The 24,459-nt window shown below is 69.9% G+C and carries 24 protein-coding genes; 20 read left to right on the top strand and 4 right to left on the bottom strand.

Translation table 11 applies throughout. From position 1 onward, the window contains the following. The first annotated feature begins 94 nt into the window (after nt 1-94). The 14 genes from QN315_RS00680 (at nt 95) to aqpZ (ending at nt 15,682) form a co-directional block, all read left to right on the top strand. Nucleotides 95-2,026, top strand: a complete 1,932-nt coding sequence (locus tag QN315_RS00680) for a peptidyl-prolyl cis-trans isomerase (RefSeq protein WP_323991077.1) — start codon at nt 95-97, stop codon at nt 2,024-2,026. Beyond that, nucleotides 2,023-3,603: an anthranilate synthase component I gene (gene trpE, locus QN315_RS00675; RefSeq protein WP_323991076.1), complete on the top strand. Its 1,581-nt coding sequence runs from the start codon at nt 2,023-2,025 to the stop codon at nt 3,601-3,603. Before QN315_RS00680 ends, trpE begins: the two co-directional genes overlap by 4 nt. 144 nt (nt 3,604-3,747) lie before the next feature. Continuing rightward, nucleotides 3,748-4,344, top strand: coding sequence for an aminodeoxychorismate/anthranilate synthase component II (locus QN315_RS00670; RefSeq protein WP_176641062.1), 597 nt, complete (start codon nt 3,748-3,750; stop codon nt 4,342-4,344). Between the two features lie 7 nt (nt 4,345-4,351). Then, nucleotides 4,352-5,539 carry an anthranilate phosphoribosyltransferase gene (gene trpD / locus QN315_RS00665; protein WP_323991075.1) on the top strand — a complete coding sequence of 396 codons (1,188 nt, stop codon included), beginning with the start codon at nt 4,352-4,354 and terminating at the stop codon, nt 5,537-5,539. An 8-nt stretch (nt 5,540-5,547) separates the two neighbouring features. After that, on the top strand, nt 5,548-6,399 hold the full coding sequence (trpC, locus tag QN315_RS00660; RefSeq protein ID WP_176641483.1) for an indole-3-glycerol phosphate synthase TrpC: 852 nt from the start codon (nt 5,548-5,550) through the stop codon (nt 6,397-6,399). 2 nt (nt 6,400-6,401) lie between these two features. Continuing rightward, a complete protein-coding gene (gene moaC, locus QN315_RS00655) occupies nt 6,402-6,917 on the top strand; it encodes a cyclic pyranopterin monophosphate synthase MoaC (RefSeq protein WP_323991074.1) in 516 nt (171 codons plus the stop codon). Between the two features lie 153 nt (nt 6,918-7,070). Then, a complete protein-coding gene (gene pdhA / locus QN315_RS00650) occupies nt 7,071-8,081 on the top strand; it encodes a pyruvate dehydrogenase (acetyl-transferring) E1 component subunit alpha (protein ID WP_323991073.1) in 1,011 nt (336 codons plus the stop codon). Between the two features lie 4 nt (nt 8,082-8,085). Beyond that, nucleotides 8,086-9,429 carry a pyruvate dehydrogenase complex E1 component subunit beta gene (locus tag QN315_RS00645; protein ID WP_323991072.1) on the top strand — a complete coding sequence of 448 codons (1,344 nt, stop codon included), beginning with the start codon at nt 8,086-8,088 and terminating at the stop codon, nt 9,427-9,429. A gap of 15 nt (nt 9,430-9,444) precedes the next feature. After that, on the top strand, nt 9,445-10,740 hold the full coding sequence (locus QN315_RS00640; RefSeq protein ID WP_323991071.1) for a pyruvate dehydrogenase complex dihydrolipoamide acetyltransferase: 1,296 nt from the start codon (nt 9,445-9,447) through the stop codon (nt 10,738-10,740). A 225-nt stretch (nt 10,741-10,965) separates the two neighbouring features. Continuing rightward, on the top strand, nt 10,966-12,375 hold the full coding sequence (gene lpdA, locus QN315_RS00635) for a dihydrolipoyl dehydrogenase (protein WP_323991070.1): 1,410 nt from the start codon (nt 10,966-10,968) through the stop codon (nt 12,373-12,375). Nucleotides 12,376-12,632: 257 nt separating this feature from the next. Further along, nucleotides 12,633-13,637 carry a lipoyl synthase gene (gene lipA / locus QN315_RS00630; protein WP_323991069.1) on the top strand — a complete coding sequence of 335 codons (1,005 nt, stop codon included), beginning with the start codon at nt 12,633-12,635 and terminating at the stop codon, nt 13,635-13,637. Next, nucleotides 13,637-14,131 carry a type II toxin-antitoxin system RatA family toxin gene (locus tag QN315_RS00625; RefSeq protein ID WP_323991068.1) on the top strand — a complete coding sequence of 165 codons (495 nt, stop codon included), beginning with the start codon at nt 13,637-13,639 and terminating at the stop codon, nt 14,129-14,131. Before lipA ends, QN315_RS00625 begins: the two co-directional genes overlap by 1 nt. A gap of 125 nt (nt 14,132-14,256) precedes the next feature. Then, the gene (locus QN315_RS00620; protein WP_323991067.1) at nt 14,257-14,559 is read left to right on the top strand and encodes a hypothetical protein; all 303 of its coding nucleotides are present in this window, start codon (nt 14,257-14,259) and stop codon (nt 14,557-14,559) included. Between the two features lie 391 nt (nt 14,560-14,950). Continuing rightward, the gene (gene aqpZ, locus QN315_RS00615) at nt 14,951-15,682 is read left to right on the top strand and encodes an aquaporin Z (RefSeq protein WP_323991066.1); all 732 of its coding nucleotides are present in this window, start codon (nt 14,951-14,953) and stop codon (nt 15,680-15,682) included. Nucleotides 15,683-15,950: 268 nt separating this feature from the next. Here aqpZ and QN315_RS00610 read toward each other — a convergent pair whose 3' ends face one another. The 4 genes from QN315_RS00610 to QN315_RS00595 all read right to left on the bottom strand — a co-directional run bounded on the left by QN315_RS00610 (nt 15,951) and on the right by QN315_RS00595 (nt 19,774). After that, on the bottom strand, nt 15,951-16,478 hold the full coding sequence (locus QN315_RS00610; protein ID WP_408904562.1) for a CinA family protein: 528 nt from the start codon (nt 16,476-16,478) through the stop codon (nt 15,951-15,953). 61 nt (nt 16,479-16,539) lie between these two features. Then, on the bottom strand, nt 16,540-17,016 hold the full coding sequence (locus QN315_RS00605) for a phosphatidylglycerophosphatase A (RefSeq protein ID WP_323991065.1): 477 nt from the start codon (nt 17,014-17,016) through the stop codon (nt 16,540-16,542). Further along, nucleotides 17,013-19,199 (bottom strand): lytic transglycosylase domain-containing protein, encoded by a 2,187-nt coding sequence (locus QN315_RS00600; RefSeq protein WP_323991064.1) that lies wholly within the window; start codon nt 19,197-19,199, stop codon nt 17,013-17,015. Before QN315_RS00600 ends, QN315_RS00605 begins: the two co-directional genes overlap by 4 nt. Then, the gene (locus QN315_RS00595) at nt 19,181-19,774 is read right to left on the bottom strand and encodes a YjbE family putative metal transport protein (RefSeq protein ID WP_323991063.1); all 594 of its coding nucleotides are present in this window, start codon (nt 19,772-19,774) and stop codon (nt 19,181-19,183) included. The genes QN315_RS00600 and QN315_RS00595 overlap by 19 nt, the downstream gene beginning before the upstream one ends. Nucleotides 19,775-19,978: 204 nt before the next feature. On the opposite strand from QN315_RS00595, the gene purB reads away from it, so the two are divergent. The 6 genes from purB to purQ all read left to right on the top strand — a co-directional run bounded on the left by purB (nt 19,979) and on the right by purQ (nt 24,437). Further along, nucleotides 19,979-21,331 (top strand): adenylosuccinate lyase, encoded by a 1,353-nt coding sequence (purB, locus tag QN315_RS00590; protein ID WP_176641212.1) that lies wholly within the window; start codon nt 19,979-19,981, stop codon nt 21,329-21,331. 119 nt (nt 21,332-21,450) lie between these two features. Beyond that, entirely contained in the window at nt 21,451-22,194 is a 744-nt protein-coding gene (locus tag QN315_RS00585) for an NRDE family protein (RefSeq protein ID WP_323991062.1), read from the top strand. A 155-nt stretch (nt 22,195-22,349) separates the two neighbouring features. Next, complete coding sequence (gene purC / locus QN315_RS00580; protein ID WP_176641343.1) at nt 22,350-23,114, top strand: phosphoribosylaminoimidazolesuccinocarboxamide synthase; 765 nt, start codon at nt 22,350-22,352, stop codon at nt 23,112-23,114. Continuing rightward, the gene (purS, locus tag QN315_RS00575) at nt 23,111-23,353 is read left to right on the top strand and encodes a phosphoribosylformylglycinamidine synthase subunit PurS (RefSeq protein WP_176641344.1); all 243 of its coding nucleotides are present in this window, start codon (nt 23,111-23,113) and stop codon (nt 23,351-23,353) included. The genes purC and purS overlap by 4 nt, the downstream gene beginning before the upstream one ends. An 8-nt stretch (nt 23,354-23,361) precedes the next feature. Then, nucleotides 23,362-23,739 carry a Rap1a/Tai family immunity protein gene (locus QN315_RS00570; protein WP_323991061.1) on the top strand — a complete coding sequence of 126 codons (378 nt, stop codon included), beginning with the start codon at nt 23,362-23,364 and terminating at the stop codon, nt 23,737-23,739. After that, the gene (gene purQ / locus QN315_RS00565) at nt 23,736-24,437 is read left to right on the top strand and encodes a phosphoribosylformylglycinamidine synthase subunit PurQ (RefSeq protein ID WP_323991060.1); all 702 of its coding nucleotides are present in this window, start codon (nt 23,736-23,738) and stop codon (nt 24,435-24,437) included. The genes QN315_RS00570 and purQ overlap by 4 nt, the downstream gene beginning before the upstream one ends. Nucleotides 24,438-24,459 lie beyond the last annotated feature (22 nt).

Here is a 24,459-nt window from a genome sequence, read left to right as displayed (position 1 = left end):
TCAAGCGGCAACGGTATCCCTATGGTGCCCCGCCGAAAAGGTGGCCGCGCGCGGCCGCACGCCTCAAGCCGCTCTCGTCCGGATCCTGGATTTCATGATTTCCTTCCTCCGCCGTGTTCTCGTCGATTCCTGGCTGGGCCGCATCATTGCCGGCCTGCTCTTCCTCGCCTTCGTCGGCTGGGGGGTCGGCGACGTGCTGACGAACATGGGCAGCGAACGCGCCGACGTCGTCGCCCGCATCGGCGACCAGACGATCACCACGGACGCCCTGCTCTCCGCCACGCAGAACGAACTGCAGCAGACGGCCCGACAGTTCGGCGTCACCGATCCGTCGCAGCTCCCGCCCGCGACCCGCCGCCAGGTGGCGCAGCAGGCCCTGCAGCGCCTGCTCATGCAATCCGAAATGGTGCGCGCGGCCGACCGGCTCAAGCTGATCGTGCCCGACGCGGCGGTCCGCGACGAAATCTTCGGCATGCAGGTCTTCAAGGGCGCGGACGGCCGCTTCGACCGCAGCCTCTTCGACGCCCGCCTGCGCCAGATCGGCATGACCGAATCCCGCCTGCTGGACCTGGTGCGCCAGGACATCGCCGTGCGCGGCCTGGCCGAGCCGCTCCAGGGCGGCGCTTCCGCCCCCGACATCCTGGTCCGCCGCGCCTTCGCTTTCGACGCACAGGCCCGCACCATCGACCTGGTGCGCGTGCTCGACGGCGACCAGCCGGCACCGCCCCCCGACGCGGCCCAGTTGCACCGTTATTATGACAATCACCCGTGGCTCTTCCGCGCGCCGGAATACCGCCACGCCCGGATCGTCATCCTGTCCCCCGACACGGTCGCCCGCTCGATCGAGATCCCCGACACCGAGCTGCGCAAGCTCTATGATTCGGAACAGGCGAAATACCACGTGCCCGAAACCCGCGACGTGCAGATCGTCACCGCCCCCAGCCAGGCCCGCGCCCAGGCCATCGCGGCGCAATGGCAGTCCGGCGCCGACTGGGCGACACTCCAGGCCGGCGCCAAGGACAGCGCCACGGTGGAAATGAACGGCGTGCGCGAAAGCGCGATCCCGTCCCCGGCCCTGGCCAAATTGGTCTTCGCGGCCCCCGCGAACGCTCTGCAGGGCCCCAGCCAGACCGACACCGGCTGGGTCATCTTCAAGGTGACGCAGGTAACGCCGCCCCACGACACCGATTTCGCCGCCGCCCGGACCGAACTGCGCGACCAGATCGCCCATGCCCAGGCCGGCGCGCTGGTCGGCCCCCGCGTCCAGAAATTGCAGGACGCGATCGCCGGCGGCGGCCTGGACCATATCCCCGACAATCTCGGCGCCGTCGCCATCGCCGGCACGCTGGACGCCCAGGGCCGCACGCCCGACGGCACGCCGGCCCCGATCCCCGCCTCCGACGCCCTGCGCCAGGCGATCGCGGCGCGGATCTTCAGCCAGGCGAAAGGCGCCAACCCGACCCTGGTCCAGGGCCCGGACAATGGCTGGTACGCCGTCGCGGTCGACACGGTCACCCCCGGCCGGCTCCAGCCCTTCGACACCGTGGGCGACAGCGTCCGCGCGGCCTGGCTGGACGCGGCCCGCCGCCACGCCGCCGACCTCCAGGCCACCTCGCTCTACCTGACGGCCAAGGACCGCGGCGGCGTGGCGGCCGCCGCGGCGCCGGGGCAGCAGGTCGAGCACCCCGCGCCGCTGACCCGCACCCGGCCGGTCGAGAATGTGCCGCCCGAACTGGCCCAGCTCGTCTTCCGCCTCCCCAGGACGGGACAGACGGTGATGCTCGACCAGCCGGACGGATTCTATGTCGCGACCCTCACCGCCATCACCCAGCCCGACCCGGCGGCCCAGCCGATGGAGATGCAGCGCATCCGCACGGGCCTCAGCCAGTCGATGCAGGACGATATCGGCATCGCCTACGCCATGGCGCTGCAGAAATCCGCCAAACCCAAGATCAATGCCAGCGCGCTGAATACGGTCCTGTCCTCCGTGGCCGGCCCGAGCGGCGCCGGAGAGTCCAGCCCGTGACGACCGCGCCCGCGCTTTCGCCCGCCTCCGGCGGCGACGAGATCCTGTCCGCACTCGGCCAGGGACGCGCCGCGATCCTGTGGAGCGTCGAGGCCGCAGACCTGCTCACCCCGGTCTCCGCCTATATGCGCCTCGCCCGCCTGGCCGGCGCGACCGAAACCGACGCCCCGCGCAATGCCTTCCTGTTCGAAAGCGTCGAGGGCGGCGTCGCCCGCGGCCGCTACTCGGTCATCGGCCTGCTGCCCGACCTGATCTGGCGCTGCCATGGCGGCCACGCCGCGATCAACGCGACCGCCGACACGGACCCGGCCGCCTTCACCCCGGCCGCGGCCACGCCGCTCGATTCGCTGCGCGCCGTCATCCGCGATTCCCGCATGGCGCTTCCGGCCGGCCTGCCGCCGATGATCGGCGGCCTGTTCGGCTATCTGGGCTACGACATGGTCCGGCAGATGGAACATCTGCCCCACATGCCGCCCGACGACCTCCATCTGCCCGAAGGCGTGATGATCCGCCCCCGCCTGTTCGCGGTCTTCGACACGGTGCGCGACGAACTGACCCTGGCGGCGCCGATCCGCCCCCGCGCCGGGCATGCGCCGGAACAGGCGCTGCAGGCCGCGCAGGACCTGCTGGCCACCGCGCGACAGAGCCTGTCCGAACCGCTGGCCCTGCACGAGATCGCGCCACGCTGTACCGGCCCGCTCGACCCGCCGCACTCGACCTTCACCAGGGACGCGTTCTGCGACGCCGTCCGGCGCATCCAGGACTACATCGCCGCCGGCGACGCCTTCCAGGTCGTGCCCAGCCAGCGTTTCTCCACGTCCTTCACCCTGCCGCCGCTCGCGCTCTACCGCGCGCTGCGCCGCATCAACCCCGCGCCGTTCCTGTTCAACCTGGCGTTCGACGGGTTCAGCCTGGTCGGCTCCTCGCCGGAAATCCTGGTGCGCATGCGCGACGGCCGCATGACCGTCCGCCCGCTGGCCGGCACCCGCCCCCGCGGCGCCACGCCCGAGGAAGACCAGGCCCTCGAACGCGACCTGCTCGCCGATCCCAAGGAACTGGCCGAACACCTGATGCTGATCGATCTCGGCCGCAACGATGTCGGCCGCGTCTGCGAGATCGGTTCGGTCAAGGTGACCGAGAAATTCGTCATCGAGCGTTTCAGCCACGTCATGCACATCTCCTCGAACGTCGAGGGCACGCTCCGCCCGGGGCTCGAGGCCATCGACGCGCTGATCGCCGGCTTCCCGGCCGGCACGCTGACCGGCGCGCCGAAGATCCGCGCGATGGAGATCATCGACGAGGTCGAACCGACCCGCCGCGCCACCTATGCCGGCTGCATCGGCTATTTCGGCGCGAACGGCGAGATGGACACCTGCATCGGGCTACGCATGGCCGTGGTCAAGGACGGCCAGATGCACGTGCAGGCCGGCTGCGGCGTCGTCGCCGACAGCGTGCCCGAAGCCGAATATGAGGAAACCCGCCACAAGGCCCGCGCCCTGTTCCGCGCCGCCGAGGAAGCGGTCCAGTTCGCCCTGGGTCGCAATGGGACCATGGCGGGGCATGGCGGGGCAGGATGACGCAGCACCCGCAACCCGTCACAAAATTGCGCAACCAGCCCGGATAAGCGCAACAAACTCCCGCTTTTTGCACGTCAAAGATTATTTCGATTAAATTCGGATCTGCCGTTTGACCGGGCCGAAACACGAGTTCATCATATTGCCATGATCCTGCTGATCGACAATTACGACAGCTTCACCTTCAATCTCGTCCATTATCTGGGCGACCTGGGGGAGGTCTGCGACGTCCGCCGCAACGACGCGCTCACGGCCGAGGACGCGCTGGCCCTGCGGCCCGAGGCGATCGTCCTGTCGCCCGGCCCCTGTTCGCCCAACGAGGCCGGGATCTGCTGCGACCTGATCCGCAAGGCCGCCGGCCGGGTTCCCGTCTTCGGGGTCTGCCTGGGCCACCAGGCGATCGGCCAGGTCTTCGGCGGCACCGTCGTCCGCGCCCCGGTCCCGATGCACGGCAAGGTCAGCGCCGTCCATCACGACGGCAGCGGGGTGTTCGCGGGACTGCCCGACCCGTTCATGGCCACCCGCTATCACAGCCTCACGATCGACCCCTCCAGCCTGCCGGACGAACTCGCCCCGGTCGCGCACACGCAGGACGGGGTCATCATGGGGCTCCGCCACCGCACGCTGCCCATCTTCGGCGTCCAGTTCCATCCCGAAAGCATCGCGTCCGAACACGGCCACGACATCCTGGCCAATTTCATGGCCATCGTCCGCGGGCGCAACGCGCCCCGCAAGGCCGCCTGACCCGCCCATGGACGGCATTCCGCCCCTTTCGGCAGACTCTCCCCCTCCGGCGGCAGCTTCCCCGGCCACCCATTCTCCGGCTCCCGACCCCGCCGGCGCCTTCCGCGCCATCCTGGACCGGCTGGCCCGCGGCGACATCCTGACCGAGGCCGAGGCCGAGACGGTCTTCGGCCTCATCATGGACGGCGCGATCCCCGACACGCTGATCGCCGCCTTCCTGATGGCGCTGCGCGTCCGTGGCGAGCGGCCCGCCGAATTGCTGGGCGCGGTCCGCGCCATGCGGGCACGCATGCGCCGGGTCGGCCCGGTGCCCGCCGGCACGATCGACGTCTGCGGCACGGGCGGCGACGGGCTGGGCACATTGAATATCTCGACCGCCGTGGCCTTCGTCCTGGCCGCGCTCGGCGTGCCGGTGGCCAAGCACGGCAACCGCGCGCTCTCCTCGCGCTCCGGCGCCACCGACGTGCTGGGCGAACTGGGCGTACCGCTGTCCGACGATCCTGCGCTGATCGCCGCGCGGATCACGCACGACCATCTGGCCTTCCTGGCGGCGCCGGCCCATCACCCCGCCATGCGCCACGCCGCGCCGGTGCGCGCCGCGCTGGGCATCCGCACCCTGTTCAACCTGGTCGGGCCGCTCAGCAACCCGGCCGGGGTCAGGCGCCAGCTCGTCGGGGTGTACGATCCATCCTGGCTGCGCCCGGTCGTCGAGACACTCCGCGACCTCGGCTCGGAACGCGTCTGGGCTGTCCACGGGAACTGCGGCGAAAACCGCGGCGCGCAGCCGGGCAGGGGCGTGGACGAACTCACCCTGGCCGGCCCGACCGACATCGTGGCGCTGCAGGACGGCCGGATCCATGAACTGACCCTCCAGCCCGAGGATGCCGGCCTGCGCGCGGCGCCGATCGCGGCGATCGCCGGCGGCGACCCGGCCGAGAACGCCCGCGCCCTGGCGGCCCTGCTGGGCGGAGCGCACGGCGCCTATCGCGATACGGTGCTGCTGAACGCCGCCATATCGTTGCACGTTGCGGGCCGGGGTGAAGTGCTTCACGATGGGGCGATCAGAACGGACGCCCTGCGTGCCCTGGTTGCCGACGCCGCCCGCGTCCTCGATGACGGATCGGCACTGGCCGCATTGAATTCCGCACGCGCCCCCCGGCCGGGCAGCGCGGAGGAGAGTATACAGAGCGTATGATGACCGACATGCCGACGAATCAGGTTCATGCCGATTGCGGTACCGTCCCCGACCCGGATGTCCTTCCGGACGTCCTGGCCCGAATTTGCGCCCGGACGCGCGTGGATGTCGCCCAGCGCGCCACCATCACGCCGCTGAAGGACATCGTCGCCCGCGCGCGTGAGGTCGATACCCCCACCCGCGGGTTCGGCCAGGCGCTCAAGCAGCGCACCGCCGATCGCCAGATCGGCCTGATCGCGGAAATCAAGAAGGCCTCGCCCTCCGCCGGCATCCTCCGCCCCGAATACGACCCGGCCGGCATCGCCGCCGACTATGAGAAAGCCGGCGCCGCCTGCCTCTCCGTCCTGACCGAGGGGTCATGCTTCCATGGCTGTGCGGAGGACCTCCAGCGGGTGCGCGAGGCCAGCCGCCTGCCGATCCTGCGCAAGGATTTCATCCTCGACCCGTGGCAGGTCCATGAAAGCCGCATCATCGGCGCCGACTGCATCCTGCTGATCATGGCCGCCCTGACCGATACCGAGGCATCGGAACTGCTCGATATCGCCCGCGGCCTGGACATGGACGTGCTGGTCGAGGTGCATGACGAAGCCGAACTGAACCGGGCCCTGGCCCTGGACACGTCGCTGATCGGCATAAATAACCGCAATCTCAAGACATTGAAGACTGATCTTGAGACAACGATCCAACTCACCCCCCTGGTGCCGCCCGACCGGATCGTCGTCTCCGAAAGCGGAATCCGCACGCATGAGGACGTCGTCCGGCTCAGCGAGATCGGCGCCAGCGGGTTCCTGGTCGGCGAGAGCCTGCTGCGCCAGCCCTCTCCCGGCGACGCGGCCCGCGCGCTGCTCGGTCCCGCCTGAACATGGCGGCAGCGGCCGAACTCTCCCACCTCGACGCCGGCGGCCACGCCGTGATGGTGGACGTGTCCGCCAAGCCGGCGACCGCGCGCCAGGCCACAGCCCGCGGCCGCGTGACGATGCGGCCCGAAACCCTGGCCCTCATCCTTTCCGGCGGCGTGCCTAAGGGCGACGTGCTCGCCGTCTCGCGGATCGCCGGCATCATGGCGGCCAAGAAGACCGCCGACCTGGTCCCGCTCTGCCATCCGCTGCCCCTGACCTCGGTCCGGGTCGAACTGGCGGCCACCGCCGACGGGGCAGGGGTCGAGATCACGGCCCATGTCGGCACCACCGGACAGACCGGCGTCGAAATGGAGGCTCTGACCGCGGTCAGCGTGGCGGCGCTGACCCTCTACGACATGTGCAAGGCCGTCGACCGCGACATGACGATCGAGGCGATATGCCTGGTGCGCAAGACGGGCGGGCGTTCCGGCCCCTATGAAAGAGCGGGGGCGGACGCATTATCGAAACAGACGGAATGACGCGCGACCCCCCGGACGGCACGCCGGCGGCCGCTCACCGGCCTCGGGGCCCCGCCCGGCCCGCCGGTGACCCGGTCCCGCGATCGGCTCCGTCATAACGATCACGTCGTCTTAACAATTCCGTCATAACAATAAAGAGGGAAACGTTTCAGAATGGGCGAAATTCGCAAACCCAAGACCGAGGCCGGACGCAACGCGCCGTCCATGGGCAAGGACGACCTGCAGCGCGCCTTCCACGACATGGTGCTGATCCGCCGGTTCGAGGAACGGGCCGGCCAGCTCTACGGCATGGGGCTGATCGGCGGCTTCTGTCACCTCTATATCGGCCAGGAAGCGGTCGTCGTCGGCATGCAGATGGAACTCAAGCACGGCGACAAGATCATCACCTCCTACCGCGACCACGGCCAGATGCTGGCGGCCGGCATGGATCCGCGCGGCGTCATGGCCGAACTGACGGGGCGCGAGGGCGGCTATTCCCGCGGCAAGGGCGGGTCGATGCACATGTTCTCGACCGAAAAACATTTCTATGGCGGCCACGGCATCGTCGGCGCCCAGGTCTCGCTGGGCATCGGCCTGGCCTTCGCCAACAAATATCGCGGCACGGACGAAGTCTCGGTCACCTATTTCGGCGAGGGCGCGTCCAACCAGGGCCAGGTCTATGAAAGCTTCAACCTCGCCGCCCTGCACAAGCTGCCCTGCGTCTTCGTGATCGAGAACAACCAGTACGGCATGGGCACCAGCGTCGAACGTGCTTCGGCGTCCAAGGAATTGTGGCGCAACGGCGAACCCTGGGGCATCCCGGGCCGCAAGGTCGACGGCATGGATGTCGAGGCCGTGCGCGACGCGGCACGCGAGGCGATCGCCCACTGCCGGCAGGGCAAGGGCCCGTTCCTGCTTGAGATGTCGACCTACCGCTATCGCGGCCACTCGATGTCCGACCCGGCCAAATACCGTCCCCGCACCGAAGTCGACGAGATGCGCAAGCATCATGACCCGATCGACCGGGTCCGGCACGAATTGCTGGCCCTCGGCGTCGCCGAGGACGAACTGAAATCGATCGAGGACAAGGTCAAGGCCGTGGTTGTGGACGCCGCCGATTTCGCGCAGGGCAGCCCCGAGCCCGATCCGTCCGAATTGTGGACCGACGTGCTGGTGGAGGGCTGAACCCATGACGACACAGATCCTGATGCCCGCCCTCTCGCCGACCATGACCGAGGGCAAGCTCGCGCGCTGGCTTAAGAACAGCGGCGATCCGATCGCCGCCGGCGACGTGATCGCCGAGATCGAGACCGACAAGGCGACGATGGAGGTCGAGGCCGTCGACGAGGGCACGCTGGGTGACATCCTGGTGGCCGAAGGGACCGAGAACGTCGCGGTCAACACGCCGATCGCCACGCTGAAGACCAACGGCGCCGCCGCTCCCGCGCCATCCCCGGCCTCCCAGCCGGCCCCGGCTCCCGCCGCCCGTGCGCCCGAAGCCCCCTCCCTGGCCGCCCCGCCGGCCCCCGCCGCCGCGCCCGAGAAGGAATGGGGCGAAACCACCGAGATCACGGTGCGCGAGGCGCTGCGCGACGCCATGGCCGCCGAACTGCGCCGCGACCCGGACGTCTTCCTGATCGGCGAGGAAGTCGCCCAGTACCAGGGCGCGTACAAGGTCTCGCAGGGCCTGCTCGACGAATTCGGCGAGAAGCGGGTGATCGATACCCCGATCACCGAACACGGCTTCACCGGCATGGCGGTGGGCGCGGCCTTCACCGGGCTCAAGCCGATCGTCGAATTCATGACCATGAATTTCGCCATGCAGGCGATCGACCAGATCATCAATTCCGCCGCCAAGACCCGCTACATGTCGGGCGGCCAGGTCTCGTGCCCGATCGTCTTCCGCGGTCCGAACGGCGCCGCCTCGCGCGTCGGCGCCCAGCATTCGCAATGCTATGCCAGTTGGTACGGCCACGTCCCGGGGCTCAAGGTCGTCGCCCCCTGGTCCTCGGCCGACGCCAAGGGCCTGCTGCGCGCCGCCATCCGCGACCCGAACCCGGTCGTGGTGCTGGAAAACGAAATCCTCTACGGCCATAAATTCCCCTGCCCGGTGGACGAGGATTTCATCCTGCCGATCGGCCGCGCGAAGGTCGAGCGCGCCGGCAGCGACGTCACCATCGTCGCCTTCTCGATCATGGTCGGCACGGCGCTCGAAGCCGCCGCCATCCTGGCCGAACAGGGGATCGAGGCCGAGGTGATCAATCTGCGCACCATCCGGCCGCTGGATACCGCGACCATCGTCGAAAGCGTGAAGAAGACCGCGCGCCTGGTCTGCGTCGAGGAAGGCTGGCCCTTCGCCGGCATCGGGGCGGAAGTCTCGATGCAGGTCATCGAACACGCCTTCGACTATCTCGACGCCCCGCCGGCCCGGGTCGCGGGCGCGGACGTGCCGATGCCCTTCGCCGCCAACCTTGAAAAACTGGCCCTTCCCAACCCGGCCTGGGTGGTGGATGCGGTCCGCAAGCTGGTCTGAAGGAGCAGCAGCACGATGTCCGTGAATATCCTGATGCCCGCTTTGTCGCCCACCATGACCGAGGGCAAGCTCGCCCGCTGGCTGAAGAAGGAAGGCGACGCGATCCAGTCCGGCGACGTGATCGCCGAGATCGAGACCGACAAGGCGACGATGGAAGTCGAAGCCGTCGACGAGGGCACGCTCGGCCGCATCCTGGTCACCGAGGGCACCGAAGGCGTCAAGGTCAACGACCCGATCGCCGTCCTGGTGGCCGAGGGCGAGGCCGTCCCCGAAACCGCGCCCGCTCCGGCAACGCCCGCTCCGGCAACGCCCGCTTCGGCAACGCCCGCCGCGCCGGCCGCCTCGGCCCCGTCCGCCCCGGCTCCGGCGGCAGCACCGGCGTCGGCACCAGCCGCAATCTCTCCCGCGCCCGCCGGGGCGCGCATCTTCGCATCCCCCCTGGCCCGCCGCATCGCGGCGCAGAAGGGCATCGACCTGGCCGGCATCACCGGCACCGGCCCGAACGGCCGCATCGTGCGGCGCGACGTCGAAGCCGCCCCCGCCATTCCGGCGGCGGCCGCCAAGCCCGCGCCTGCCGCCCCGCCGGCCGTCCCATCTGCCGCCGAAATCACCGCCCCGCACCAGGCGGTGCCGAACTCGACGATGCGCAAGGTCATCGCCCGCCGGCTGACCGAGGCCAAATCGACCATTCCGCATTTCTACGTGGCGGTGGATGTCGAACTCGATGCGCTGCTCGACCTGCGCGCCCGGCTCAACGCCGCATCCCCCGCCGAAGGCCCCGACGCCTTCAAGCTGTCGGTCAACGACATGCTGATCAAGGCGGCGGCGCTGACCCTGCGCCGCGTGCCCAAGGTCAACGCCTCCTATACCGAGGACGCGACGATCCTCTATGACGACGTCGACGTCTCGATCGCCGTCTCGGTGCCCGACGGGCTGATCACGCCGATCCTGCGCAATGCCGACCGCAAGTCGCTGCGCGAGATCAGCGCCGAGGCCAGGGACCTGATCGCCCGCGCCCGCGCCGGCAAGCTCAAGCCTCAGGAATTCCAGGGCGGTTCCTTCTCGATCTCCAACATGGGCATGTTCGGGGTCAAGGAATTCTCGGCCATCATCAACCCGCCGCAGGCCGCCATCCTGGCGATCGCGGCCGGCGAGAAGCGCGCCGTGGTCAAGAGCGGCGCGGTCGCGATCGCGACGGTGATGACCGTCACCCTGTCGGTCGATCATCGCGTGGTCGATGGCGCGCTCGCCGCGGAATGGGTCTCGGCCTTCCGCGCGATCGTCGAATCGCCGCTCAGCCTGGTGGTCTGACGCCCATCGTCACGACGCGCAATCATGACGCGCGATCATGAGGCGCCCCACGTCCTGCCCGAAGGGCAGGAGATTAGAATATTTGTCCTGCCCGAAGGGCAGGAGACTAGAACATTGATTCCAGTGTCCTTTTGATTCCAGGGTTCACGTGCGAATTTCGGAATCGGGATACTGGCGTGCGGTCGGGCCCGCGGGCCCGGCCACACCGCTCCGGGGATTAGATTCATGAGCAAGACAGAATTCGACATCATCGTCGTCGGCGGCGGCCCCGGCGGCTATGTCGCCGCGATCCGCGCCGCCCAGCTCGGCCTCAGCACCGCGGTGGTCGAGGCCAACCATCTCGGGGGCATCTGCCTCAACTGGGGCTGCATCCCCACCAAGGCGCTGCTGCGGTCCTCCGAAATCAACCATTTGCTGCATCATCTCGGCGAATTCGGCTTCAGCGCCGACAATATCCGCTTCGACCTCGACAAGGTGGTCAAGCGCTCGCGCAAGGTCGCGGGCCAGCTTTCGGCCGGCGTCGCCCACCTGCTCAAGAAGAACAAGGTCGCGGTCTTCGACGGGTTCGGCAGGCTGGACGGCACGGACGGCACGCGCCGCAAGGTCGCAATCACCAAGGACGGCAATCCGGTCGCGACTCTGACCGCGCCGCACGTCATCCTGGCGACGGGCGCCCGCGCCCGGATTCTGCCGGGGCTCGAACCCGACGGCAGGCTGATCTGGTCCTATCGCGAGGCCATGGTGCCCACCGCCATGCCCAAGAGCCTGCTGGTGGTGGGCTCGGGCGCGATCGGCATCGAATTCGCCTCCTTCTACCGCAACATGGGCGCCGAGGTGACGGTCGTCGAAGTGCTCGACCGCATCCTGCCGGTCGAGGACGAGGAGATCAGCGCGCTGGCCCACAAGGCATTCGCCAAGCAGGGCATGACCCTCCTGACCAGCGCCAAGATCGGCGCGATCCGCAAGAACGCCGACAGCGTCACCCTCTCGGTCGAGGCCGGCGGCAAGACGCAGGAGATCACGGTCGACCGCGTCATCTCGGCGGTCGGCATCGTCGGCAATGTGGAAAATCTCGGCCTGGAAGGCACCGCGGTACAGGTCGACCGCACCCATGTCACGATCGACTCCCACTGCCGCACCGGCGAGCCGGGCGTCTACGCGATCGGCGACCTGGCCGGCCCGCCCTGGCTGGCGCACAAGGCCAGCCACGAGGGCGTGCTGTGCGTCGAGGCCATAGCCGGCCGCCACGTCCACCCGATCGACCCGGCCAACGTCCCGGGCTGCACCTATTGCAGCCCGCAGGTCGCGTCGGTCGGCCTGACCGAGGCCCGCGCGAAGGCGACCGGGCGCAAGGTCCGCGTCGGGCGCTTCCCCTTCATCGGCAACGGCAAGGCCATCGCGATGGGCGAGCCCGAGGGCCTGGTCAAGACCGTCTTCGACGCCGAGACCGGCGAATTGCTGGGCGCGCACATGATCGGCGCCGAAGTCACGGAAATGATCCAGGGCTACGCCATCGCCCGGACCTCCGAACTGACCGAGGCCGAGCTGAAGGAAACCATCTTCCCGCATCCGACCATCTCCGAGACGATGCACGAGGCCGTGCTCGCGGCCTATGACGGGGCGCTGCATATCTGATCCGTTCCCCCGGCCTGCGCCTCGTCCCAGCGCCTCGTCCCCGGGTCCCGTTTCCGCGTCGCCTCCGCGCCGCGCGCGGCGGGGCAGGGGCTCCGGTGCCCAGGGCTCCGGTGCCCAGGGCTTCGGTGCCGAGGGCTTCGGTGCCGAGGGCTCCGGTGCTTGTGATCGGCGCGACGCGGGCAGGGGGCATGATCGCTTGACGCCCCGTCCGCGCCGTTCCACTTCTGGCTGTCTGTTGTTCTCCGGGATCCGCCGCCATGTCCACGCGCCTGCTGATCGACCATAGAAAGGGCGGCGCCCCCGTCCGCCATCCCGAAAAGGCGCACCGCCCCGACAACCCGATCGCGCGCAAGCCGGACTGGATCAGGGTCCGCGCGCCCAACCATCCAGTCTATCACGAAACCCGGGCCCTGATGCGCGAGCAGAAGCTGGTCACGGTGTGCGAGGAAGCGGCCTGCCCGAATATCGGCGAATGCTGGTCGCAGCGCCACGCCACCATGATGATCATGGGCGAGATCTGCACCCGCGCCTGCGCCTTCTGCAACGTCGCCACCGGCCTGCCCAACCCGCTCGACGACGGCGAGCCCGACCGCGTCGCCCACGCTGTCGCGACGCTCGGGCTGCGCCACGTGGTCGTCACCTCGGTCGATCGCGACGACCTGCCCGATGGCGGGGCCCGTCATTTCGCCCGCGTCATCACGGCGATCCGCGCCGCGTCGCCCGGCACCACGATCGAAATCCTCACCCCCGATTTCCTGCGCAAGCCCGGCGCCCTCGACGTCGTGGTGGCCGCGCGGCCCGACGTGTTCAACCATAATCTCGAAACCGTGCCGCGGCTCTATCCCTCCATCCGGCCGGGCGCGCGCTATTACCAGTCGCTGCGCCTGCTCGACGACGTCAAGCGCCTCGATCCGTCGATCTTCACCAAATCCGGCCTGATGGTCGGACTGGGCGAGGAACGGCCCGAAATCCTGCAGGTCATGGACGATCTGCGCGTCGCCGACGTCGATTTCATCACGATGGGGCAGTATCTGCAGCCGACGGCCAAGCATGCCGCCGTGCGGCATTTCGTCACGCCCGACGAATTCGCCGACTACGCGGCCATGGCCCGCGCCAAGGGCTTCCTGCAGGTCAGCGCCTCGCCGCTGACCCGTTCCTCCTACCACGCCGATTCCGACTTCGCCGAACTGCGCGCCGCACGCGCGGCGCGCCTGGGCGGCGGCGCGGTCTCCGACCAGGATTCCAGGGCGGAGCCCTCCTGATGCCGACCCACGCGGAACGCCGCCTCATCGCCTATTCGGCGGAACAATTATTCGACCTGGTGGCCGATGTCGGCAAATACCCGCTCTTCCTGCCCTGGTGCGTCAATGCGCGGGTCCGCACCCAGACGGCCACCGAACTGGTCGCGGACCTGACGATCGGCTTCGGCCCGTTCCGCGAGAGCTTCACCAGCCGCGTGACCCTCGACCGTCCCGGACGCATCGGCGTGCGCTACGAAAAGGGGCCCTTCCGCTATCTGAACAATGTCTGGACCTTCACGCCCGACGAACGGGGCTGCCTGGTCGATTTCTTCGTCGATTTCGAATTCCATTCCCGCCTGCTCCAGGCCGCGATCGGCGTGGTGTTCAACGAGGCGGTGCGCCTGATGGTCTCGGCTTTCATCCGCCGCGCCCGCGACGTCTACGGCCCGCCCGCCGGCCAGGCGGCGCTCGGCCAATCGCCTCGCGCGCAACCCGCTGGAACTCCTGGCATCTGACCGGCGTTGCGTGTCCGTCGGCGCCGGGATGGCCAGCGCAGGGAAGGCGGAGGCCATCGTGACGCCACGCGCCTGGTCCGCCCGTCCCCCCTGCCAGGCGCATCCCAGATAAAGGAGCAAGTCTGATGAAGATGTCCACCGGCGCCGCGATCATCGCCTCGGCGATGCTGGCCACCGCCCCGGCCTACGCCGCGCACCACCACCATAAAGGCCATATGGGGGGCCATACGGGCTCCAAAATGACGAAAGGGTCCGCCACGACCGAGGACCTGAACAAGCAAAGCCTCGCCAAGGCCCGCGCGGGCATGCAGCCTTCCGCGCCGGAAACGCCCCCCGCCGCCACGCCCTCCGTCCCGGCCGGCACGGGCGAAACCGCACCCCCCGCCGCGGCCGCCCCCGCCATGCCGCCCCCGACGGCCCCCCAATGAGCCCCTCGATGGGGCTCCCCGGCGGGCTCCCCGGCGGGCCCCACGTTGGGCCCCACGTTGGGCCACTGACACCGGCTGGCCCGGACAGGCTCAGCAGGCCCGGCGCCGCGACCGGTTCGCCCGGACTATGATTTGACCCGATTGCCCGGTCGATCGTGCGGTCGATTGTTTGGCCGATCGTCCGGCCGGTCGATCCGCTCGGCTGGCCACCCGGCCGGTCCGGTCACGGGGCGGCCACGCGCGGCCCGCCCCGTGCCGCGCGCGCCGGCCGTCATTGCAGCAGCCCGGCGGTAAGTGTCGCGGGAACTCGCGCGATCATCCGGCGATAAAGGGCCGTGGCGCACGCCGCCGAAGACGCTCCGACAAAAGAAAAAACCGCAAGGAGGGGCCAATGGTCAGAAGACTCGCCGCCGAGTTTTTCGGTACGTTCTGGCTCGTGCTCGGGGGGTGCGGCAGCGCCGTCCTCGCCGCCGCCTTTCCGCTTCACGGCATCGGTTTCCTCGGCGTCGCCCTGGCCTTCGGGCTCACGGTGCTGACCATGGCCTATGCCGTCGGCGGCATCTCCGGCGGCCATTTCAACCCGGCCGTCACGCTCGGCCTCGCGGTCGCCGGGCGCATCGCCTGGACCGACCTGGTGCCGTACTGGGTCGCCCAGGTCTTCGGCGGCCTCGCCGGGGCGATCATCCTCTATGTCATCGCGTCCGGCGCTCCCGATTTCGCGGCGGGCGGCTTCGCGTCGAACGGCTATGGCGCATTGTCGCCCGGCCATTACGGCCTGTTCTCCGCCCTGGTGTGCGAGGTCACGCTGACCGGCTTCTTCGTCCTCGTGATCCTGGGCGCCACCGCCGACACGGCCCCCGTGGGCGTCGCGCCCCTGGCCATCGGGCTCGCCCTCACCGTGATCCACCTGGTGTCGATCCCGGTCACCAACACGTCGGTCAATCCGGCCCGCTCCACCGCCGTGGCCTTCTTCGCGCAGACCGGGGCCCTGGGCCAGCTCTGGCTCTTCTGGCTCGCCCCCCTGGCCGGGGCCGCGCTCGGCGCGCTGGTCTGGCGCAGGCTCATCGCGCCGGACATCGCCCCGCTCGACACCGCACCGCCCGAGACACAGGCCGCCGCCTGACGCGCCCCAAAACACCCGCCCTGGCACCGCGCCATCACGCGCCGCCCGGATCAGACGCCCGGCTCATACCAGCGCGTGTTATGATCAATCGTCTCGTTCTCTCTTTTTCGGGGCGCTGCCCCGAACCCCGCCAAAGGCGGTGCCTTTGGAAACCGGTTATTTATCAATATAACTGGGGGTAATGGGGTGCAGGGGTCCGTGACCCCTGCCGGGTTCGGGCAGAGCCCGACCTGTCTTCCAAACGGTCAATGTCTCAAGTGGATTGGTATCAGACGTCCGGCCGCACGCTCCCCCACGACGCCGCACAATCTCCGACCAGCTCCAGCGCCCGCGCCACCGCCTGGCGCCGCACCGCTCCCCGGTCCCCGTCGAACCGGCCGGACACCACGCGGGTGCCGCCCCGGCGGGCGGCCACGCCGAACCAGACCAGCCCGACCGGCTTGGCCGCCGATCCGCCACCCGGGCCGGCAATGCCGGTAATCGCCACCGCGATGTCGGCCTTCTCCGCGCGGGCCAGCGCGCCCTCGGCCATCACCCCGGCCACTTCGGCGCTGACCGCGCCATGGCGCTCCAGCAGCATGCGCGGCACGCCCAGCACGGCCATCTTCATGTCGTTGGAATAGGTCACGAACCCGCCCTCGACCATGTCGGACGATCCGCCATGCTGCGTCAGCGCCCCGGCGACCAGCCCGCCGGTACAGCTCTCGGCCGTCACCACGCGCAGCCCCGCATCCCCCAGCACCGCCAGGATCCGGGCCGCCTGCGCCAGCACCGCCGCGTCCAGCACCATGTCCATGCTCCAGCTCCCTCGATGATCCGTCATCCGGGCCCGACAGCCAGGGCCGCCCGGAACCCGGTTACAGCGCGACCAGATAGCGCAGCAGGGTCAGCCCCCCCGCCGCCAGCACGCCCGCCACCACATCGTCGCCCATGATCCCCAGCGCATCGTGCCGCCGGTCGAACCAGCCGACCGGCCCCGGCTTGGTGATGTCGAACAGGCGGAACAGCAGAAACGCCAGCAACAGCCACAAGATGCCGATCCGGTCCGGATGCCACGGATCGACCCGCCCGGCGCCCAGCGCCAGCGGCATCAGCGCGATCCACATCCCCGCCACCTCGTCGATCACGATCCAGCCGAAATCCTCGCCGCCGCTGACCCGCGCGGTCGCCAGATAGCCGACGGCGCAACAGGCCAGGATCGCCGCCCCCAGGACCAGCGGATGACCGACCAGCAGCAGCCCGCAGGCCAGCGCGGCCAGCGACCCCACGGTGCCGGGCGCCAGGGGCGAAAATCCGCACCCGCCGAAACTCGCGACCAGCCGGGCAACGCTCACCGGCCGCCTCCAGCCCCGATCCCGGCATCGGCGGAATCGGCCGCCACGGAATCGGCAATCCCAGAATCAGAACCCCCTGACCGGGCGGCCGCAAATGCCTGATAGATCGCCATGTTTTCCTCCACCCGCTGGATATAGCCCCGGGTCTCGGCGTACGGAATGCTCTCGATCCAGTCCAGCATCGCATCCGTGGCCAGCATCGCATCCGCCGTCGGCCGCGTGCGCGCCGGATCGCCCAGCATGTCCAGCCACTGGTCCGTCCGATGCGGCCCCGCATTGTACGCCGCCAGCACATAGGGCACCGACCCGCCGAGTTTCTGCATCAGCCGCGCCAGGTACGCGCTGCCGATCTTCATGTTCAGGTCCGGATCGGTCAGGCTGGCGCCGGTCAGCGGGCCGGTGGCCAGCCGCGCCTGGCGCGACACGTCGCGCGCCGCCGCCGGCAGAAGCTGCATCAGCCCATAGGCGCCGGCCGGGCTGACGATGGCGGGATCGAACCCGCTTTCCTGCCGGATCACCGCCAGCAGGAAACCCGCCGGCAGGTCGGTCTCGGGCGGCGACAGCGGCGCCGGCCAGCCAAGGGTCAGCAACGCCACGCCCTCGCGTCCCGCCCGCCGGGCGATCATCACCGCGACATCGGGCATGCCCAGCCGCAAGGCCAGGGCCGCGCCCAGCGCATGCGCCGCCGCCCCGCCCGGCCGCGCGTCCTGCGCCAGCAGGAAATCGCGCGCATGAACCAGGTCGTGACGCGCCGCCAGCAGGCGCGCCGCCTGCACCAGGTCGCTGTCCGCGAATCGCGCCGCCTCCGCCCGGCTCCCGCCTTCAGCCAGTCCCGACGCCGGCGTCTCCGCCGCCTTCAGCCAGTCCCGCAGCAGCAGGCCCGACCGGTCGGGAAACAGCAGCGGGCTGGCCGTGTCCCCCGCCAGCCGCGACGCCGCCATCTGTCCGTAGAAGGTGCCGGGAAACGCCGCCGCCGCGACCCAGCTCGCCCGCGCGCCCCGCATGTCGCCCGCATCCGCCTGGGCACGGCCGGTCCAGTACAGCCCCCGGCTGCGCATGATCAGCGCCCGCGCACCGGACAGGGCGCGGAACGCGGCCTCCGCCCCCGACGGGTCATGCAGGCGCCGCAGCAGGATCCACCCGGCCAGGAACCGCGCCGTATCCCGGTCGGGCGGCGCCAGGTCGTCGGTCGGGCGCGCCACCGCCAGCGCATCGCGGTCCCGCCCGGCCAGCAGCAGGTCATGCGCCAGCGCGTCCCGCTCGCTCCAGAAGGCCCCCGCCCAGAGAGCCTCCGGCAAAAGGGACGCCGCCCCGCCGGCCCGTTCCGCCGCCGCTCCCGCGCTGCGCCACAGCGCGCACGCCTCATCCAGCGCCCCCGTCCGCCGCAGCCGGCGCATCCGGTCCAGCACCAGCCCCGGATCGTCCCGCAGCGCCACCGGCACCCGGGCCAGCAGGGCAGGGGCGTCGGGCGCGCCGGCCCGCAGCGCCAGCCGCGCCTCCGCCAGCGCCTGCCGCCCGGGGTCCAGCCGCGACGCCTGGCGCCGCGCCGCCTCCAGCCGCCCCTGCATCTCCTGCCGCTCGAAACGCCGCCACTGGTCGTCGGGCGTCAGCGCCGGCCCGAAGACGGACAGCAGCGCCGCCTCGTCCTCCAGCGTGTCGTTCCCGTTCACCCAGGCCAGCCGCGCCCGCACCGCCAGGTTCTTGCCCACTCCTGAGCCCACTCCCTGGCCCACCTGCCGCGCGCAGGCCGCCAGGGCCGGGGCATAGATCACTCCCGGCAGCGCGCAGGCCCGGACCATGTCCGCATCGCCCGGCGGCGCGCCGGCCATCGCATGCTGCAGCCGGCTCATCACGACCTGCCGGCGCGGCCAGTCCGGCGCGTCCGCCAGGAATGACAGATACACCCCGACATCGCCGCCCTCCGGGCCGCCGCTCTCGCCACGCCCCTCGGGCGAAACCAGCCGCAGCCAGGTCTCCAGCCGCGCCGCCACGTCCGCCCGCACCCCGTCGGGCAACGCGTCCCCCGGCTCCGCCCGCCTGGTATCGAACTGCACGCTCTCCGCATGACCAGATTGCACGCTCTCCGCATGCGCGCTCTCCGCCCGGCCCGCCGCCGGCACGCACAGCAGGCCCGCCAGCCAGGCCGCCCCCCATGCCAGCCGCTTCAGACGACCGACCGCCATACCTCGCCTCCACCCTTGACGATCAGTTCCACCGCGACCCCCAGCACGATCAGCAGCCCGACCCAGGCAATCCAGCGATAGCGTTCCAGCAGCCGCGCGATCAGCGACGCCGCCACCGCCATCATCAGCACCGAAATCGCCAGCCCGGCGATCAGCACGCCCATATGCCGGCCGGCCGCGCCGGCCACCGCCAGCACATTGTCCAGGCTCATCGACAAATCGGCCACCACGATCCGCACGATCGCCGCCCGCAGCGCCTTCGGGCCCGCGGCCCGCCCATGGTCCGCGTGCTCCGGCCGCCGCAGCTCGCGGTACATCTTCCAGCAGACCCACAACAGCAGGATTCCCCCCGCCAGGGTCAGGCCGATGATCGCCAGAAGCTGCACGGCCACCAGCGCCAGCGCAACGCGAATCAGCGCCGCCGCGACCACCCCCGCCAGGATGGCCCGCCGCTGCTGGGCGCGCGGCAGGCCGCGCACCGCCAGGCCGATCACCACGGCATTGTCGCCGGCCAGCGTCACGTCGATCAGTACGACCTGCAACAACGCCGCAAGAACGGAAAGGCTCAGGGTCATGCTCCGAAGACAGGGTCGATGGACGACGTCCCCCGCTCCGACGGCGGACACGGCGCACTTGACCATCCGCCCGGCGGCCCGGCAAGAGGCACGCGTCGCCGGATCGAGGTTTCCCCCAGGGAGGTTTCCAAGGAAGACGCGGCGCGCGAAATCCGCTAAAGGGGCGGCCCGCCCTCATTCGTCGACGACAGGAAGCCGAGCACGATGGTCCCCCGCTATACCCGCCCCGCCATGGCCGCCATCTGGGCCCCCGAGAACCGGTACCGCATCTGGTTCGAGATCGAGGCCCTGGCGTGCGAGGCCATGGCGCAATACGGCGACGTGCCGGCCGACGCCGCGCGGACGGTCCGGCAGAAGGGCGACGCCGCCATGGCCGCCTTCTCTCAGGCCGACCTCGACCGCATCGATGAAATCGAGGCCGAGACCCGCCACGACGTCATCGCCTTCCTGACCTGGCTGGCCGAGAAGATCGGCCCCGAAAGCCGCTTCGTCCATCTGGGCATGACCTCGTCCGACGTGCTCGACACCTGCCTGTCGGTCCAGATGGTCCAGGCCACCGACATGCTGCTGGCCGATCTCGACGCCGTGCTCGACGCGCTCAGGCGCCGCGCCTTCGAACATAAATACACGCTTACCATCGGCCGCAGCCACGCCATCCATGCCGAGCCGACCTCCTTCGGCCTCAAGCTCGCCGGCCATTACGCCGAATTCGCCCGCAACCGCGACCGCCTGCTGCGCGCCCGCGCCGAAATCGCCACCTGCGCCATCTCGGGCGCCGTCGGCACCTACGCCCATGTCGATCCCCGGGTCGAGGAATACGTGGCCGAAAAGCTCGGCCTGACGCCCGAGCCGGTCTCCACCCAGGTCATTCCCCGCGACCGCCACGCCGCCTATTTCTGCACGCTCGCGGTCATCGCCAGCGGCATCGAACGCCTGGCGATCGAAGTCCGCCACCTCCAGCGCTCCGAAGTGCGCGAGGCCGAGGAATTCTTCCACCCGGGCCAGAAGGGCTCGTCGGCCATGCCGCACAAGCGCAACCCGGTGCTGTCGGAAAACCTCACCGGCCTGGCCCGCCTGGTGCGCGCCCACGTCATCCCGGCGCTGGAAAACGTCGCCCTGTGGCATGAGCGCGACATCAGCCATTCCTCGGTCGAGCGCAATATCTGCCCCGACGGCACGATCGGGCTCGATTTCGCCCTGGCCCGCCTGGCCGGCATGATGGACAAGCTGGTCGTCTATCCCGACCAGATGCTGGCCAATCTCGAAAGCCTGGGCGGCGTGGTCCATTCCGGCGAGGTGCTGCTGGCCCTGGCCCGCGCGGGCATCCTGCGCGACGACGCGTACCGTATCGTCCAGCGCAACGCCATGGCCACCTGGACCATGCTCGGCAAGCCCGGCGGCCGCAGCTTCCGCGACAATCTCGACGCCGACCCCGAGGTCGCGGGCCGCGTCCCCGCCGCCGTACTGGACGCCGCCATGGACAGCAACGCCCATCTCGGCGCCCTGGACCGCAGCTTCACCCGCGTGTTCGGCGAACCCGGCCCGGCCCGGGGGTAAATCGGGGGCGCGAGGGACATGTTTCCTGGGGGCATATTTCCCAGGGACATATTTCCCAGGGGCATATTTCCCGGGGGGGCACGTGACCGCGCGCGTGATGCAGTATACAAACTGATATCGTGTGCACCATCGTCCTGTCCCTTGCCCCCGGCACCGCCTGGCCGCTCCTGTTCGGCGCCAACCGCGACGAACGGCTCGACCGTCCATGGGACGCGCCCGGCCGCCACTGGCCGGACCGCCCGCAGGTCATCGGCGGCCGTGACCGGCTGGCCGGCGGTTCCTGGCTGGCCATCAACGATTCCGGCGTCGTCGCCGGGGTGATGAACCGCGTCGGCAGCCTCGGCCCTACGCCGGGCAAGCGCTCGCGCGGCGAATTGCCGCTGCTGGCCCTCGACCACCAAACCGCGGCCCAGGCGGCCCGCGCCCTGGCCGCGCTCGATGCCGGGGCCTGGCGCTCGTTCAACATGATCGTCGCCGATCGCCGGGCGGCCTACTACATATCGGGCCTCGGCTACGGCACACCCGACGTCGCGCAACTCGAACCCGGGGTACACATGGCCGCCACCACCGGGCCGGACGACCTGTCCATCCCGCGGATCGGGCGCCACCTGCCGCGCTTCTGCGACGCCGCACGGCCGCTCCCGCCCGACTGGGCATCCTGGACGCGCCTGCTCTCCGACCGCACGCTGCCCGCCGGCAGCGAACTCAACATCCCGCCGCGCTCGGGCTTCGGCACCTGCAGTTCCTCGGTCATCGGCATCGCCGCCGACCCGGCCGCGCCCGCCTCGTGGCATTTCGCGGCCGGCGCGCCCGATCGCGTCGGCTACGCCCCCGTCACGCTGGATGCGCCCGGCATACCGTAGCCCGGCACGCCGTCATGTGCTGCCAGCCCCCGAAAAGGGAATGGTATCTTCCGCGACCAATCGTTGCTATGAGGCAGTCGCGTTACAGGGACCTCGCAGGCCCCCTCATCGGACGGATGCCCCGGCATCCTCCACCAGCCGCATGAAGGACGAGTATGGCCCGCCGCCGTCAGCTCTATGAAGGAAAAGCCAAGATCCTCTTCGAGGGTCCGGAACCCGGGACGCTCGTCCAGTATTTCAAGGACGACGCCACCGCCGGCAACGGCGCGAAGAAGGGCGTCATCACCGGCAAGGGTGTGCTGAACAACCGGATCAGCGAACATCTGATGCTGCGGCTGCACGATATCGGCATCCCGACCCATTTCATCCGCCGCCTGAACATGCGCGAGCAATTGATCCGCGAGGTCGAGATCATCCCGCTCGAAGTCGTGGTCCGCAACGTCGCCGCCGGCAGCCTGGCCAAGCGCCTGGGCATCCCCGAAGGCACCCGCCTGCCGCGCACCATCGTCGAATATTACTACAAGAACGACAGCCTGAACGACCCGATGGTCAGCGAGGAGCACATCACCGCCTTCGGCTGGGCCTGCACCCATGACCTGGACGACATGGTGGCGCTGACCATGCGGATCAACGATTTCCTGACCGGCCTGTTCGTCGGCATCGGCATCACCCTGGTCGATTTCAAGCTCGAATTCGGCCGGCTGTGGGAAGGCGAGGAAATGCGCATCGTCCTCGCCGACGAGATCTCGCCCGACAATTGCCGCCTGTGGGACGCCAAGACCAGCGAGAAGCTGGACAAGGACCGCTTCCGCCGCGACATGGGCCGCGTCGAGGAAGCGTATCAGGAAGTGGCCTGGCGGCTCGGCATCCTGCCCGAGGCCACGAATTCCGACATGAAGGGGCCGGAGGTCATGCAATGAAAGTACGCGTCACCGTCATGCTCAAGGAAGGCGTGCTGGACCCGCAGGGCAAGGCCGTCGCCCACGCGCTGCATGTGCTCGGCTTCGCCGGCGTGGGCGAGGTCCGGATCGGCCGGGTCATCGAACTCGACCTCGACGAAACCGATCCCGCCGCCGCGCGTGACAAGGCCGACGCCATGGCCCGCGGCCTGCTGGCCAACCTGGTGATCGAGGATTTCACGACCGAGGTCGTAGCATGACCCGCGACATGACCCGTACCCGCTCCCTCCTTCTCGCCGCGTGCCTCGCCGCCCTGCCGGCCGGCACCGCCATGGCCCAGCGCGTCTCCACGCTGCCCGGCGGCCGCTTCCTCGAAATCTGCGCCCGCCCCCAGGGCGCCGCGGTCTGCGATGCCTATATCGCCGGCCTGGCCGATTCGGTGGCGCTCACCCACGTCTATGACCGCCACCAGGGCGACGCCAACGCGCCGACCGGCTTCTGCATCCCCGCCGGCACCCCCACGCAGGACATGCGCGGCCGTGTCGTCTCCTGGCTGCGCGGCCATTCCGCCCAGCTCTCCAGCCCGGTCGGCGGCCTGGTCTTCACCGCCCTGCATGACGCCTATCCCTGCGGTGGCGGCAAATGAAGGCCGGCATCGTCGTCTTCCCCGGCACGAACCGGGAACGGGACATGGCGATCGCCCTGCGGACGGTCACCGGCCGCGCGCCCGCCATGATCTGGCACCATGACACCACCCTGCCGGACCTCGATCTGGTGGTCCTGGCCGGCGGCTTCAGCTACGGCGACTACCTGCGCTGCGGCGCCATGGCCGCCCATGCCCCGATCATGGCCGACATCCGGCGCTTCGCCGCCGCCGGGGGCCATATCCTGGGCGTATGCAACGGCTTCCAGATCCTGACCGAGGCCGGGCTGCTGCCGGGCGCGCTGCTGCGCAACGCCGCCCTGCGCTTCCTGTCGCAGGATTGTTACCTGCGCGTCGAACGCGACGACACGCCCTTCACCCGCAAATGGCGGGTGGGCGACGTGTTCCGCACCCCGATGGCCCACGGCGACGGCAACTACATCGCCGATTCCGACACGATCCGCGCGCTCGAGGACGGAAACCGCGTCGCGTTCCGCTACGCGCGGCCCGACGGCCGCGTCGATGCGGGCGATCTGCGGACCAACCCCAACGGCAGCGTGAACGCGATCGCCGGGGTGCTCAGCGAAAACCTGCGCATCTGCGGCATGATGCCGCATCCCGAAGACCTGGTGGACCCGCTGATGGGCGGCGAAGACGGCAAACCCCTGTTCGAGGGGCTGGTGGAGGCTCTGGTCCGATGAGCAGCGCAACGACAAGCAGCGC

It is taken from the genome of Nguyenibacter sp. L1 (assembly GCF_035199985.1).
In the GTDB taxonomy this organism is placed as follows: Bacteria; Pseudomonadota; Alphaproteobacteria; order Acetobacterales; family Acetobacteraceae; genus Gluconacetobacter; species Gluconacetobacter vanlangensis.
Note: the sequence above shows the minus strand (reverse complement) of the source record. Positions and strands in the feature narration are given on the sequence as shown.

Coding starts and splice junctions, on each gene's coding strand:
- purQ (WP_323991060.1), top strand. CDS start 23,736: ATGAAGGCCGGCATCGTCGTCTTCCCCGGCACGAACCGGGAACGGGAC.
- QN315_RS00595 (WP_323991063.1), bottom strand. CDS start 19,774: ATGACCCTGAGCCTTTCCGTTCTTGCGGCGTTGTTGCAGGTCGTACTG.
- QN315_RS00645 (WP_323991072.1), top strand. CDS start 8,086: ATGACGACACAGATCCTGATGCCCGCCCTCTCGCCGACCATGACCGAG.
- QN315_RS00670 (WP_176641062.1), top strand. CDS start 3,748: ATGATCCTGCTGATCGACAATTACGACAGCTTCACCTTCAATCTCGTC.
- lipA (WP_323991069.1), top strand. CDS start 12,633: ATGTCCACGCGCCTGCTGATCGACCATAGAAAGGGCGGCGCCCCCGTC.
- QN315_RS00625 (WP_323991068.1), top strand. CDS start 13,637: ATGCCGACCCACGCGGAACGCCGCCTCATCGCCTATTCGGCGGAACAA.
- moaC (WP_323991074.1), top strand. CDS start 6,402: ATGGCGGCAGCGGCCGAACTCTCCCACCTCGACGCCGGCGGCCACGCC.
- aqpZ (WP_323991066.1), top strand. CDS start 14,951: ATGGTCAGAAGACTCGCCGCCGAGTTTTTCGGTACGTTCTGGCTCGTG.
- purS (WP_176641344.1), top strand. CDS start 23,111: ATGAAAGTACGCGTCACCGTCATGCTCAAGGAAGGCGTGCTGGACCCG.
- QN315_RS00570 (WP_323991061.1), top strand. CDS start 23,362: ATGACCCGTACCCGCTCCCTCCTTCTCGCCGCGTGCCTCGCCGCCCTG.
- purC (WP_176641343.1), top strand. CDS start 22,350: ATGGCCCGCCGCCGTCAGCTCTATGAAGGAAAAGCCAAGATCCTCTTC.
- trpD (WP_323991075.1), top strand. CDS start 4,352: ATGGACGGCATTCCGCCCCTTTCGGCAGACTCTCCCCCTCCGGCGGCA.
- QN315_RS00680 (WP_323991077.1), top strand. CDS start 95: ATGATTTCCTTCCTCCGCCGTGTTCTCGTCGATTCCTGGCTGGGCCGC.
- purB (WP_176641212.1), top strand. CDS start 19,979: ATGGTCCCCCGCTATACCCGCCCCGCCATGGCCGCCATCTGGGCCCCC.
- QN315_RS00620 (WP_323991067.1), top strand. CDS start 14,257: ATGAAGATGTCCACCGGCGCCGCGATCATCGCCTCGGCGATGCTGGCC.
- pdhA (WP_323991073.1), top strand. CDS start 7,071: ATGGGCGAAATTCGCAAACCCAAGACCGAGGCCGGACGCAACGCGCCG.
- trpC (WP_176641483.1), top strand. CDS start 5,548: ATGCCGACGAATCAGGTTCATGCCGATTGCGGTACCGTCCCCGACCCG.
- QN315_RS00610 (WP_408904562.1), bottom strand. CDS start 16,478: ATGGACATGGTGCTGGACGCGGCGGTGCTGGCGCAGGCGGCCCGGATC.
- lpdA (WP_323991070.1), top strand. CDS start 10,966: ATGAGCAAGACAGAATTCGACATCATCGTCGTCGGCGGCGGCCCCGGC.
- QN315_RS00640 (WP_323991071.1), top strand. CDS start 9,445: ATGTCCGTGAATATCCTGATGCCCGCTTTGTCGCCCACCATGACCGAG.
- QN315_RS00600 (WP_323991064.1), bottom strand. CDS start 19,199: ATGGCGGTCGGTCGTCTGAAGCGGCTGGCATGGGGGGCGGCCTGGCTG.